The sequence below is a fragment of the Polynucleobacter sp. MWH-UH2A genome, from assembly GCF_018687195.1.
In the GTDB taxonomy this organism is placed as follows: domain Bacteria; phylum Pseudomonadota; class Gammaproteobacteria; order Burkholderiales; family Burkholderiaceae; genus Polynucleobacter.
Map to the genome: position 1 here is coordinate 1,945,429 of NZ_CP061321.1, position 13,801 is coordinate 1,959,229.

The window sequence follows — 13,801 nt, forward strand, 5'->3', positions numbered from 1 at the left end:
AAGTTTATGTGAAAGTCAAATGAACAAAAAATTATTCGACAGTTACGCTTTTTGCTAAATTTCTTGGCTTATCAACATCTGTACCGCGTGCGCAAGCTGTGTGATAGGCCAGTAGTTGCAGTGGAACGACGTGCAAAATAGGCGATAGATTTCCATAGTGCTCCGGTAAACGAATCACATTAATTCCATCGCTATTCACAATTTCTGTGTCTTGATCAGCAAAGACATAAAGCTTGCCGCCGCGCGCCTTCACCTCTTGCATATTGGACTTCAATTTTTCGAGAAGTGCATCATTGGGTGCAACGGTTACTACTGGCATTTTGTCTGTTACTAGCGCCAATGGTCCATGCTTAAGTTCGCCAGCAGGATAAGCCTCAGCATGAATATAAGAAATCTCTTTCAGCTTTAAAGCACCCTCAAGGGCGATTGGATAGTGAAGGCCACGACCCAAAAAGAGCGCGTTCTCACATTTTGCAAACGCATCACTCCAAGCAATAATTTGTGGCTCGAGCGCCAATACTGCATGCAATGCTTTGGGCAAATGACGCAACTCGCGCAATAGCTCTTTTTCTTTTTCCGCAGATATTTTTCCTGCACGCTTTGCTAATGAAACGGCCAAGAGATATAACGCTAAGAGCTGAGTAGTAAATGCTTTGGTTGAGGCGACGCCAATCTCTGTACCAGCCTTGGTTAAAAAATGCCAAAGAGTTTCACGGACCATTGCGCTACTAGCGACATTGCAAATTGCTAATGTGTAACGATGTCCAAGCTCTTTAGCATGACGCAATGCCGCCAGCGTATCAGCTGTCTCACCCGATTGCGAAACCACTACAACTAAAGCCTTCAGATTTGGAACTGTTGTGCGATAACGATATTCACTAGCAATTTCCACTTGTGTTGGAATACCTGCAATATCTTCTAACCAATATTTAGCAACGCATGCCGAGTAATAGCTGGTACCGCACGCCAAAATCAAAATTTGATTAAATGACTGCCACTCATCTGGCTTGGCTCCAAATAACTCTGGGCCAAAAGAAGCAATATTCGCCAGCGTATCGCCAATCGCTCTAGGTTGCTCAAAGATTTCTTTTTGCATGTAATGCTGATAGGGGCCAAGGTCTACCGAGTCAGCTTGTGCTGGCATCGGTTTACGCTCACGCTCTACCAACTTACCGGCTTGATTAAGCACCTGTACGCTATCCGCTTTTAGAACGGCTACATCGCCCTCTTCTAAATACATCATCGAATGAGCGCGACCCGCCAAAGCAAGCGCATCGGATGCTAAGAAATTCTCCTGATCACCAAGTGCAATGACCAGAGGGGATCCTACTCGCGCCCCCACGAGAGTACTAGGGCTATCTTGTGCAATCACGCCAATTGCATAAGCACCGTGCAATTTTGGCAATACCGCCTTGACTGCATCTGCAATACTTTTTTGTCCACTACCAACATATTGCTGATGAACCAAATGAGCAATCACTTCTGTATCCGTCTCGGAATTAAAAACATATCCAGCTGCTTTTAATTCTGCACGAAGCGTCTCGTAATTTTCAATAATGCCGTTGTGAACAACCGCAATGAGTCCATTTGAAATATGGGGGTGGGCATTTTGAGTGTCTGGCTTGCCGTGCGTCGCCCAACGAGTATGTGCAATACCCAGGGTTCCCCTGAAATCTTTACCTTGTTCGGCTAATTCAGAAACACGAGCAGTAGTACGAGCGCGCTCAATAGGATGTTTTGCGTCATCGCCATTGATAACTGCGAAGCCACAAGAATCATAGCCACGATATTCAAGGCGACGCAATCCCTCTACCAACACCTCAACGATATTTTGATGAGAGGCTGCGCCAACAATGCCGCACATTATTTTTTACCCTTAGCTTTAACCACTTTTTTCAAGGGCTTTTTTGCTGTCGTTTTTTTAACCGTTACTTTTTTAGCGACTGACTTCTTAGAAACAGCTTTTTCTTTTTTGACAGGACGCTGCCACTGCAAAGAAATTTGTTTAACTCTGGAAACGGTTAACTGATTCGGAGGAGCATCTTTGGTGAGCGTTGTTCCTGCACCTAAAGTAGCACCACGACCAACACGCACTGGCGCGACTAGCTGGGTATCGGAGCCAATGAAGACGTCGTCTTCAATAATAGTCTGGTGCTTATTAACGCCATCGTAATTACAAGTAATAGTGCCAGCACCGATATTGACTCTTGTGCCCACAATCGAGTCGCCAACATAAGCCAAATGGTTGGCCTTGCTATTTGCTGCAATCTTGCTGTTTTTTACCTCAACAAAATTACCAATGTGTACATCATTTGATAAATCTGCACCTGGTCTTAAGCGAGCATAAGGTCCAATAAGAGACTGGTTACCAACCTTAGCTCCATCAATATGGCTGTATGCATGAACCGTAACATCCTTACCAATTGCACTATTGCGAATAACGCAATATGGCCCAATTTTGGTTCCTGCAGCTAAGGTAACGCAACCCTCAAAGACGCAACCCACATCGATATAAACATCTGGTCCGCACTCTAGAGCCCCACGAACGTCAATACGCGCAGGATCAGCAAGTGATACACCTGAGTCCATTAATTGACTTGCAATATTCAGTTGGTGGACTCGCTCTAAGTCAGCCAATTGCTCACGACTATTAACGCCAATAGTTTCAAACTCATTGTCTGCTTGTGTCGTTCGAATGGGGACACCATCTTTGACTGCCATTGCAATCACATCGGTTAAGTAATACTCGCCCTGTGCATTGCTAGCACGCAGAGCCTTGAGCCATTTCTTCAGAGAGTTTGTTGGCAACACCATGATGCCGGTATTAATCTCTTGAATCGCTTTCTGCGTTGATGAAGCATCTTTCTCTTCAACAATTTCTTTTACAGAGCCATCAGCATCTCGCACGATGCGACCATAGCCCGTTGGATTACTCAAATTCTGGGTAAGCAAAGCGAACGCGCAATCCTTGCCTCGTACACCGTCGGCCAATTTAACCAACTTACTTAAAGTCTTTTGCGTAGTAAGAGGAACATCCCCATACAAAACGAGAGTTGGCTCTTGTGCATCTAATTTTGGCAATGCTTGTAATAGGGCATGGCCAGTTCCCTTTTGCTGGGCCTGGAGCGCGGTACTTACCTTGCTAAATCTGGAATCTTCTTCAGCAGCGGCTGATAAAAATTCTTTAACGTCAGCAGCGCCATGCCCAACAACCACTATCGGACCTTTTTTGGAAGACTTACCTTGAAGCGCTAAAGCAGTATCGAGAACATGATGCAAAAGAGGTTTGCCTGCCAGCGTTTGCAAAACTTTGGGTAGCGCGGATTTCATCCGCTTTCCCTGCCCAGCAGCCAATATGACGATATTCATAAAGGGGGATTATAAATCCCTTGCACAAGGGTTCCGCAAGCCAATTCGTCTAATTCCGCCTCATCAATTGCCTTGTCTCCCAGAGACCTTGCGGCAATACCTGTTAGCTCAGTTGAAATCTCTAGATTTTTAAAGTCAAAAGCCTCGGCATCCATTAAATGTGAAGGAACGATATGGTGCATCGAGCGGAATAAATTTTCTACTCGACCTGGGTGCTTCTTTTCCCAATCGCGCAACATTTCTTTCATCACCCGGCGCTGTAAATTGGGCTGACTGCCACAAAGATCACAGGGAATAATTGGAAAATTCATATCGCCCGCGTAACGCTCCAATAATTTTTCTGGCACATAGGCGAGTGGCCTAATCACAATATGCTTACCATCATCGGATCGCAACTTTGGCGGCATACCTTTGAGCTTGCCTGCATAAAACATATTGAGCATTAGCGTTTCAAGAATATCATCTCGGTGATGACCTAAAGCAATCTTTGTAGCACCCAGCTCATCTGCAACTCGATATAGGATTCCACGACGCAAGCGAGAACAGAGTCCACAAGTCGTTTTCCCCTCTGGGATAACGCGCTTCACAATGCTGTAGGTATCTTGCTCTTCAATATGAAATTGAACGCCTAAACTCTTCAAATAGTTTGGCAATATTTCCGCAGGAAAATTAGGTTGCTTCTGATCTAAGTTAACAGCCACAATTTCAAAATGAATCGGCGCACGTTCGCGCAACTTCATCAAAATATCCAGCATGGCATAACTGTCCTTACCGCCAGATACGCACACCATTACCTTATCGCCATCTTCGATCATGCCAAAATCGCCAATGGCCTGGCCAACTAAACGGCAAAGCTTTTTCTCTAGTTTGTTTTCTTCAAAAACAACTTTACGAATATCGCCCATAAGCACTCAATTCTTTTGCAATAGATTCAAGACTGCTTTATACGAAACACTTCTACGCCCACAGAATGGCAGTCTGAATACACGTCAGGTTTTGATGTACTGACGCGCGCCGCCAAGACTTTGGGATGCGCCAACATGGCACTAATAATGTCATCGCAAAACGTCTCTTGAAGTTGTATGTGGCCTTTAGAGGCAAGCCCTTTAATAGTCTCGCGCATAAAGTCGTAATCAACCACTTCATTCAATTGATCATGAGTTGGCGTATTCATAGCGAGCGGAATATACAAGTCCACATTCAAAATCACGCGTTGTTCTGCCTTTTTCTCAAAGTCATGAACGCCAATATTGATATAGATTTCGTAGTCGCGCAGAAATAAACGGCGACAGTCAATTAAAGCAGGATGCGAAAGAATGGCGTGCATAAATTGGGATTTTTTCTAAATGCTTAGTTGAATACTTAATTCGTTTTAAACATCACATCACGTGATGATGGTAATAAATGTTGGCCACCGTCTACATATAGGGTTGTTCCGGTAATGGCATTGGCGTTAGCCAAAAATACAGCCGCATTAGCAATATCGGCTGGCGAAGAGGATTGACCCAAAGGTGTCATTTTATGGGCTTGCTCAAATCCTTGTTGCGATTGATCACCAGATGGCAAAGAAATTCCTGGTGCCAACCCAACCACTCTGAGGTGGGGAGCAAAATCCTTTGCCAAAGTTTCAACTGAAGACGCGAGTGCCGCCTTTGATAATGTGTATGACAAATAATCTGGATTGAGATTGATTAGCTTTTGATCGAGCAATTGAATTACTGACGGCATAGAGTCGGATGTTTGATTTTTTTCTTTTTGGTACGCAAACATCAATTGCGCCAATAAGACCGGCGCCAATAAATTCACCTGCATATGGCCCAGCAAAGATTTACCAGTTAACGGCGCATCAGAATTGGCGCGGTCATACTCAAAGATTGAGGCGCTATTAACCAAGCAAGATAAATTTGGAAATTGCTGGGTTACATCAGTAAATAAAGCACTGACAGCCGCCTCGACCGACAAGTCAGCCTGAAAGGCGGCGGATTTCATTCCTAACCCCTGAATTTCAGCTACCGTTTTCTCCGCTTCTTGCTGAGAACGGCCATAATGAACTGCCACTTGCCATCCTTGGCGCGCAAACTGCAAAGCGATTTCTCGACCTAGGCGCTTACCAGCGCCAGTCACTAAAACTGCTTTTTTTTGCTCTGAAGGATGGGCTGAACTTGGGTTCAATTAAATTCTCTTAGACTAGCGAGCTATGGATATTACCTTGACCAGCCTTGAAACGGAGCATAGCGAGCTTCTAAAGGCAAAAATAGCCTCCCAAATCGACTCTAACGGTGGGTGGCTACCTTTTTCTCGTTATATGGAAATGGCCCTGTATGAGCCAGGAATTGGCTACTACAGTGCGGGAGCTCACAAACTCGGCGCTGGAGGGGACTTCACCACCGCGCCCGAACTGAGCCCCCTATTTGGGGCTGCGATTTGCTCAACCCTCATTCCAGTACTTGAGAGTCTCAAGCGCCAAGGATTGCCCGCTCAGATATTGGAATTTGGCGCAGGCACTGGCAAGTTAGCCACGGCCATACTGACGCGACTTCATGATCTTGAATTTGCTTTGGACTCTTACAGCATTATTGAAATTTCGCCAGACTTAGCTCAACGACAAGAAGTGCGCATTCAGAAAACACTCAAAGAGATCGATACCCAAACGTCGTGTCATTGGTTGAGTGAATTGCCAAAAGATTTTTCTGGTGTGATTTTGGCAAATGAAGTGATCGATGCCATTCCTTGCGACACCATCATTTATCAAAATGGATTTTGGTATTCACATGGTGTTGCTGTTGAAAACAACAAACTCGTTTGGAAAACTGGCTTACCCGCTGAACAAAATCTACTTCCTGAAACTCTGTTGAATGGTAGCTTTCCTGAGGACTACGTCACTGAGTTACACACGCCAGCCATTGCTTGGATGCATCACGTTGCCAAGCATTTACATAGCGGTTTATTTCTGACATTTGACTACGGCTTCCCTGAGGGCGAGTATTACCACTCACAAAGGACCGAAGGAACGCTGATGGCACATCACCGTCATCATGCGATTCAGGACCCATTTTATTTACCAGGACTATGCGATCTAACGACTCACGTTGAATGGTCACAAATTGCTCGTACTGCTTTAGCAGAAAATGCTGATGATGTTTATTTAACCAACCAGGCTGCTTATCTCTTAGATGCCGGCATTGGTGATATCGCACTCGAAATTGCAGATCCTAGCGATCCGGAAACATTTCTGCCAATCTCCAACTCATTACAAAAACTGTTATCAGAAGCCGAGATGGGTGAATTGTTTAAAGCTTTTGCCTTCTCTAAAAATCTTGAAAAAATACTTCCAGGACATTCACTAGAAGACCTGCCAGGATTGCGCGGCAGGAATCGACTTTAATAGTTAAGGCTGAAGGGCTACAGTAATTGCGGCCAATCTTGCCGCCTCAAATGCACTGCCGATACGCTCACTATTTGAGCGATCTTGAGCGGCGACGCCAGCAATAACCTCCGCAGTAATGAGCGCCTGCGCATTGCGCATCGCTTTAAGCAATGGTGAAACGCGAAGTCCAATTTTTTCTGCGAGATTTAGCAAGGCCTGCCCGCGATCGGGCTTGCGCCAAACATCTGCGCGATTAAACCACGCCAATACATTCACAGGCTGCAAGTTTTGCGAATTCTGATTCATCAACTCCAATAAGGCACTAAATATTTCACTGAAGTCCCGAATCTCTATTGGCATTCGCACACAATCGGCCCACGACCGAATCTCCGCCTCAGGCACCTGCATTAATACGATGGCGCAACGCTCTTCCAATGATTCTCCCGCCTGACTTAAATGGATCAACATCGCCTCACGAAATGCTTCTTGTGACAATTGCACTGCGAGTGTTGGCGCTAAGAGTGTTGTTGCTGCCCCCGTGTTGAGCAAGACTTGAAACATATGCATAGGCTTATTAGCAACCAAACCTCTGGCTAGTTCTTGCCAAATACGCTCAGCTGATAATGCCCGCAATTCATCCGCCTGAACAATTGCTTTTAAAGCCAACATCGTTTCATCGGCAACACTGAAATCAGGAAAACGTGCAGCAAAGCGAGCAATACGCAATAGACGAAGTGGATCTTCAGCAAACGCGTCTGAAACATGTCGAAAAACTTTGGCAGCTAAATCTTGTTGACCGTTATAGGGGTCCAAGATTGGTCCACACAAACTTCCATCTTCGCCAACTTCTTGGGCCATCGCATTAATCGTCAAATCACGGCGTAGTAAATCTTGCTCTAGGGTGACAGATGGATCTGCGTAAAAATGAAAGCCCTTATAACCCTTACCTGTCTTACGCTCAGTGCGAGCCAAGGCATATTCGGCTTGAGTGTCTGGATGCAAAAAGACTGGAAAATCCTTGCCTACAGGCCGAAAGCCTTTAGCAAGCATTTCTTCTACGCTCGAGCCCACCACCACATAATCAATATCGTGTACTGGTAAGCCCATTAGGGCATCACGTATTGCTCCGCCAACGGCGTAAATTTTCATCCCGATATGCCTTCTAAATGGTGACGACTTATTTTAAATACGTGTGTTAATGCATCAACACCATTCAATGGAAGAATATTCGGTAATTGCATAGACGCAATATTGTCACGAGACATTAGCGTGGGGCCTGGCAAAAATTCAAATGCCAATGCTTGCAGGTAGCCCACAAAAGCGGGCACAGGGATAATCCAGCAAAAGGTATTTGCTTTACGCTTCGCCAATTCCACAATTTCTCTCATCGTAAATACCTCCGGACCCACTAAATCATAAGATTGGTGAATCGTCTGCGGTAAATCCAATGCCTTAACAAAAGCACTAGCAACATCATCAACGCTAACCGGCTGAAATTTTGCTCCATAGTTTGCCAACGGCATTAAAGGCAGCAACTTTGTAAGCCTGGTAAATAAATTAATAAATTGGTCCTGAGAACCAAAAATGACGGATGGTCTAAAAATAGTCCAATCTAAATTGCTGGCTTTCACTGCCAACTCGCCATCGCCCTTGCTTCGTTGATACTTAGATGGGCCATTAGCGTCTGCGCCTAGCGCACTCATATGAAGATAGCGCTTAAGGCCATGTAACTGCATCGCAATAATAATGTTTTTAGGTAACTCTACGTGGGCCGATTCAAATACTTTGCCATAAGGTTGGGCTGGCTTATCGTGCAACACACCAACCAAATTAATGACCGCACCATTTGGCTTGATCCTCGAACACAATGATTGCAAGGCATCAAACTCGTGAATATCCACTTCTTCAATATGCACTTTTGGCAACAAACGTAAATCACGTCCAGCGAATGGATGTCCAGAGGGAATCAATACAGAGTAGCCAGCCAATTGCAATTGCGCAGCCAAAACACGCCCTACAAATCCATTACCCCCAATTAACAAAATGTCGTATTGCATAGAAATCTCTTTGATCAATCTAAGGTAGCTCGGATTGTGTGGCAGCTTTAGGAGTAATGACGCCCAAGCGCTGCTTCAAAGACTGTGTCTGGCCATTCAATATCGATGAATAGTAATTTGCGTTTGACAACACATTCTTTACGTAAGTGCGAGTTTCATTAAACGGAATTGTTTCAGCAAAAATTGCCCCTTCAGTTGGACCAGTTAACTTTTCTCGCCAGGCCTTAGATCTAGATGGGCCAGCGTTATATGCCGCGGAAGCTAATACCCAAGAGCCATCAAGATCGATCAATACCATATTGAGATAGTTACTGCCCAATGTGAGATTGGTGTTGGTATCACTCAACTTATCATTTGTGTAATTGCTCATGCCAATCTTTTTCGCAACATACTTTGCGGTATTAGGCATGACCTGCATCAAACCAGAAGCGCCCACTGAAGAAGATGCATTCATGATGAAGCGCGATTCTTGGCGAATCAAGCCATATGCCCAAGCTAAATTTAAATCAATCTGTCTTGCAATCGGAGATAACTCATCACGATACGGTGTGGGATAGCGCAAATGAAAGTCATGCTCTAGTTTTGTACGATCTGCAGTATTAACAACGCGATCATATAAATTGATGCGCTTAGCATACTCAGCTGCAGCCAGTAATTGCTTATCCGTCATATTACGGAGTTCCCAATTCCACTCGCGATTACCTTCAAATCGCAAATTCATGGCATATAGACGCTCGCCACGGACAAAGCCTTTGCGACTTGCCATGGCGTCAATTTCTTGTTCAGTTACCTTAGTCCGGCTTGGCGCCTGATTTGGCTTGCCTAATTCCTCGCGAGCCAATTGGCCGTAAAAGTTATATTGATCTGCAATTAACTCGAAGCTTTCTTTTGCTTTTGCGTCTTGACCTTCTGCTTTTAATGCACGGCCATACCAATAAGCCCACGCGGGGTCCTTGCTTCTCACTGCGGAATTCATGCCATCTATTGCATTCTTAACTAAGGCCCAATCCTTTGCACGTAAACCAGCACGCACTTTCCACTCTTGCGACTCTATAGACAATAGCTCGTTGTAACCGAGTTCCTGTTGTAAACGATATGCATCATCAGCATTCGGATCTAACTTCTTCGCCAGAAATTGTCCAATCACGCCCCAAGCAAGCGCTTGATTTTCTTTGCTGTAGCGAGATGCGGTTTGCGAAAAATCCCGATATGCCTTGGCAGGATCTGTCTTGGCAACTTTCACAATGTCGCCTATTGGATCATCGCCACCGAGGCGTCGTGCCATCGTGTCATAGCCCTTTTCACTTGCAGCACGGCCAATCGCTTTTGCCTCACTTGGTGTCATACCACCAGCAGCTACCAATGCGGGAACCAACTCTTGGCAAGCCTGTCCAAAATAACTAGGATCTAATAACACCGCGCGCGAATCAATCGCTAACTTAGTTGGGTTTTCTCCTTGCGATAATTTAGATAACAAGGAATAACACTTCACTTGAGTATCGTCATCCAATACAAACTTGGCATACTCTGCATCAAAGCGCACCCAATCTTTGCGCTTGCCAAGTACTAGCAACCAATCGTTACGCATACGGTCGGCCAATGCGGTTCCTTGATATTGATTCAGGAACGCAATTACCTGTGAGTCAGCAGCATAATCATTGCGAGGGCCACCCGCACTATCAAACATTTGCGGCTTAATTCGAAAATACGCAACGTAATCATCAAACGGATAATTCACTAAAGCTGAAGATAGTTGCTGTGTTCGAAATACATCATTTTTCTTTGCGGCATCACGCAAATCAATGAACATGCGATCTGTATCGGTAATTTCTGCGGGCGCTATCTTACTTTCATAAGACTTTGGTAACTTTGGCTTTTTGGTTTTCTCTGCAAATGCGCTTGGCATAGCAAAAACCACCCCCATGACCAATATTCCAGCCCAGCGGGCACAATGCCCTTTCAGAATCTGATGCGTCTTTTTCACTATCGAACCTTATTTACTATATTTTCTAATTTTCGCCCGATAATGGGCGATATGCACGGTAATTCACCAAAAACTCTGCGCCAAGAATTATTAAAACAACGCAAGGAATTTGCTGCGGCTAGCGCTTTCCCTCAAATTAGAGAAAAACTGATTTCCGCTATTCCAGAATTTCTTACTGGCGAGGGCAAAGCCCTGCGCACTATTGCCCTATATTGGCCAATTCAAGACGAGCTTGATATCAGAGCCCCCTTACTTAGCTGGGCTAGCAACGAGGAGGGGCGTCGCTTAGCTTTACCCTATGCTCGCCCAGACAAACACCTTAATTTTTACGAATGGCGCGATGGCGACAGCTTAGTTCCTAGCCAACACGGGGTTCCTGAACCAAATCCTAATAATCAAGACAGACCCATTATCAACCCAGATTGCATCTTCATTCCTTGCGTAGGCTGGTCAAGCTCCACCGAGAACGGCAAAGCACACTATTGGCGTCTAGGGTATGGTGGTGGCTATTTTGATCGCACCCTGTTGGCATTGCGCAAAAAAAATCCCAAGCTGATTTGCGTTGGGATTGGGTTTGATTGGCAAAAACTGGATGATGCTCAGTGGTCTGCTCAAACTCACGATGAGCCTTTGGATATGTTGCTCACCGAATCAGGTTTGCTACGCTAATTAATTCGTTAACTCTAAATTCTCAGCAATAGCCAACACGGCATCAGCCTGATTTAAAGAATAAAAATGTAAGCCTGGGGCGCCAGCGGTCAGTAACTGATCGCATAAGTCCGTTACGACTTCTTCGCCGAATGCGCGAATCGAAGCTATGTCATCGCCATACGATTGGAGTCGCAAACGAATCCAGCGAGGAATCTCAGCGCCACACGCATCCGAGAATCGCAACAATTGGCTGCTATTTGTTATTGGCATGATGCCAGCAATGATTGGCTGCGTAACGCCTAAATCATAGGCTTCATCAACAAATCGAAAGTAAGCATCGCTGTTATAAAAATACTGAGTAACAGCAGAGTTTGCACCCGCTTTCATTTTTTGCACAAAGAAATCGATATCACTTGCGGGAGATTTAGCCTGTGGGTGCGTTTCTGGATAAGCAGCGACGTCAATATGAAACCAATCGCCAGTCTCAGAGCGAATGAACTCTACCAATTCATTGGCGTGATGAAATTCACCATACTGCCCCATGCCTGATGGCAGATCGCCACGCAGCGCCACGATACGCCTTACTCCGAGAGCCTGATATTGCTTGAGCATTTCGCGCACGCTTTCGCGTGAGCTACCTACACAAGATAAATGCGGGGCAACCGCCGCAGCAGCAGCATGGATATCGCTAACTACTTTTAATGTGCCTGACTGAGTAGAGCCACCAGCCCCAAAAGTCACGGAATAAAACGAGGGCTTCAGTGTTTCGCTGAAACGCTCGCGCACTAAGTGCAGCTTACTCTCACCTTCTGGTGTTTTTGGAGGGAAGAATTCGACGCTTAATTCCATGATTGGGGCCTAGGTCTTTAACAGCGGATTAATAACGGTAGTGGTCAGCCTTATATGGGCCTTCCTTAGTGACGCCAATATAAGCTGCTTGCTGATCAGTTAATTCAGTCAGCTGCGCATTCAATTTCTTCAACTGTAAACGCGCTACTTTCTCATCCAAATGCTTCGGCAAGGTGTATACGCCAATTGGATACTTGTTAGTACCAACTGCATTCCACAACTCGATCTGAGCGATCACTTGGTTTGCAAATGAAGAGCTCATTACATAGGAAGGGTGACCAGTACCGCAACCTAGATTTACCAGGCGGCCTTTAGCCAAGATGATTAAACGCTTCTCCGGCATACCATTGGCTGCAGGGAAAATCACGTGATCTACCTGTGGCTTAATTTCTTCCCACTTGTATTTTTCAATACCAGCAACATCGATCTCGTTATCAAAGTGACCGATGTTGCAAACAATCGCCTGATCCTTCATCTTCACCATATGGTCATGCGTAATCACATGGTAATTACCTGTTGCTGAAACAAAAATATCGGCCTTGTCTGCAGCGTAATCCATAGTTACAACACGATAACCTTCCATTGCTGCTTGGAGTGCACAAATTGGATCTACTTCAGTTACCCATACCTGAGCAGACAATGCGCGCAATGCTTGCGCAGAACCCTTGCCCACATCGCCGTAACCACAAACAACAGCAACCTTGCCAGCAACCATCACATCGGTAGCGCGCTTGATCGCATCAACCAAAGACTCACGGCAACCATAAAGATTGTCGAACTTGCTCTTGGTTACAGAGTCATTCACGTTGATTGCTGGGAATTTCAAATCACCTTTGGCAAACATTTGATACAAGCGATGAACGCCAGTAGTGGTTTCCTCAGTAACGCCTTTTACTTTGTCTAAACGAGTAGAGTACCAAGTTGGGTCTTGAGCCAATTTTTTCTTGATGGCAGCGAACAGAATGGTTTCTTCTTCACTGGTTGGATGGTTTAAACATGCCTGGTCTTTTTCAGCACGTGCGCCAAGATGCAATAGCAAAGTAGCATCGCCGCCGTCATCCAAAATCATATTGGTATAGCCGCCATCAGCCCATTCAAAAATACGGTGGGTGAAATCCCAGTACTGTTCAAGTGTTTCACCTTTGATAGCAAATACTGGTGTGCCGTTTGCAGCAATCGCTGCGGCAGCATGATCTTGTGTTGAAAAAATATTGCATGAGGCCCATTGCACTTCCGCACCAAGCGCTTCAAGAGTCTCAATCAAGACTGCAGTTTGAATAGTCATGTGTAAAGAGCCAGTAATGCGTGCGCCACGCAATGGCTGTTGAGCAGCAAACTCATCGCGAATAGCGATCAAGCCAGGCATCTCAGTTTCAGCAATCGCAATTTCTTTGCGGCCAAAGTCAGCCAAAGAAATATCAGCAATTGCGCAACGAGTTGCAACAAAGTCTTTTAAATTGAAATCGGAAACGGTATTCATGTAATGCTCCAGCTAAATACGATCCAATGCTGGAGTACAAACTC

Annotated in this window: 12 protein-coding genes; 2 read left to right on the top strand and 10 right to left on the bottom strand. The window is 45.3% G+C overall.

Annotation, left to right across the window (positions count from 1 at the left end; translation table 11 throughout):
* Positions 1-31: 31 nt before the first annotated feature.
* The 5 genes from glmS to IC571_RS10085 are packed head-to-tail and all read right to left on the bottom strand — an operon-like array spanning position 32 to position 5,541.
* Positions 32-1,864, bottom strand: a complete 1,833-nt coding sequence (glmS, locus tag IC571_RS10065; RefSeq protein WP_215316497.1) for a glutamine--fructose-6-phosphate transaminase (isomerizing) — start codon at positions 1,862-1,864, stop codon at positions 32-34.
* Positions 1,864-3,369: a bifunctional UDP-N-acetylglucosamine diphosphorylase/glucosamine-1-phosphate N-acetyltransferase GlmU gene (gene glmU, locus IC571_RS10070; protein WP_215316499.1), complete on the bottom strand. Its 1,506-nt coding sequence runs from the start codon at positions 3,367-3,369 to the stop codon at positions 1,864-1,866. The genes glmS and glmU overlap by 1 nt, the downstream gene beginning before the upstream one ends.
* A complete protein-coding gene (ttcA, locus tag IC571_RS10075) occupies positions 3,366-4,274 on the bottom strand; it encodes a tRNA 2-thiocytidine(32) synthetase TtcA (RefSeq protein ID WP_215316501.1) in 909 nt (302 codons plus the stop codon). Before ttcA ends, glmU begins: the two co-directional genes overlap by 4 nt.
* 26 nt (positions 4,275-4,300) lie before the next feature.
* Positions 4,301-4,696 carry a dihydroneopterin aldolase gene (locus IC571_RS10080; protein ID WP_215316503.1) on the bottom strand — a complete coding sequence of 132 codons (396 nt, stop codon included), beginning with the start codon at positions 4,694-4,696 and terminating at the stop codon, positions 4,301-4,303.
* 35 nt (positions 4,697-4,731) lie between these two features.
* Positions 4,732-5,541: an SDR family oxidoreductase gene (locus tag IC571_RS10085; RefSeq protein WP_215316505.1), complete on the bottom strand. Its 810-nt coding sequence runs from the start codon at positions 5,539-5,541 to the stop codon at positions 4,732-4,734.
* A 25-nt stretch (positions 5,542-5,566) separates the two neighbouring features.
* Here IC571_RS10085 and IC571_RS10090 point away from each other — a divergent pair, with 25 nt between their 5' ends.
* The gene (locus tag IC571_RS10090) at positions 5,567-6,754 is read left to right on the top strand and encodes a class I SAM-dependent methyltransferase (RefSeq protein WP_215316507.1); all 1,188 of its coding nucleotides are present in this window, start codon (positions 5,567-5,569) and stop codon (positions 6,752-6,754) included.
* A 3-nt stretch (positions 6,755-6,757) separates the two neighbouring features.
* On the opposite strand, the gene IC571_RS10095 is transcribed toward IC571_RS10090, so the two are convergent.
* From IC571_RS10095 to IC571_RS10105, 3 genes are read right to left on the bottom strand one after another with little or no spacing between them, the layout of a single operon-like run.
* Positions 6,758-7,885, bottom strand: coding sequence for a polynucleotide adenylyltransferase (locus tag IC571_RS10095; RefSeq protein ID WP_215316509.1), 1,128 nt, complete (start codon positions 7,883-7,885; stop codon positions 6,758-6,760).
* Positions 7,882-8,793: a complex I NDUFA9 subunit family protein gene (locus tag IC571_RS10100; protein ID WP_215316511.1), complete on the bottom strand. Its 912-nt coding sequence runs from the start codon at positions 8,791-8,793 to the stop codon at positions 7,882-7,884. Before IC571_RS10100 ends, IC571_RS10095 begins: the two co-directional genes overlap by 4 nt.
* 19 nt (positions 8,794-8,812) lie before the next feature.
* On the bottom strand, positions 8,813-10,717 hold the full coding sequence (locus tag IC571_RS10105) for a lytic transglycosylase domain-containing protein (RefSeq protein WP_215317903.1): 1,905 nt from the start codon (positions 10,715-10,717) through the stop codon (positions 8,813-8,815).
* A 111-nt stretch (positions 10,718-10,828) separates the two neighbouring features.
* On the opposite strand from IC571_RS10105, the gene IC571_RS10110 reads away from it, so the two are divergent.
* A complete protein-coding gene (locus tag IC571_RS10110) occupies positions 10,829-11,446 on the top strand; it encodes a 5-formyltetrahydrofolate cyclo-ligase (RefSeq protein WP_251373392.1) in 618 nt (205 codons plus the stop codon).
* Here the strand turns inward: IC571_RS10110 and metF are convergent, their stop codons facing one another.
* Both metF and ahcY read right to left on the bottom strand, forming a co-directional pair.
* Complete coding sequence (metF, locus tag IC571_RS10115) at positions 11,447-12,277, bottom strand: methylenetetrahydrofolate reductase [NAD(P)H] (RefSeq protein ID WP_215316515.1); 831 nt, start codon at positions 12,275-12,277, stop codon at positions 11,447-11,449.
* A 28-nt stretch (positions 12,278-12,305) separates the two neighbouring features.
* Positions 12,306-13,757, bottom strand: a complete 1,452-nt coding sequence (ahcY, locus tag IC571_RS10120; protein ID WP_215316516.1) for an adenosylhomocysteinase — start codon at positions 13,755-13,757, stop codon at positions 12,306-12,308.
* Positions 13,758-13,801: the final 44 nt, after the last annotated feature.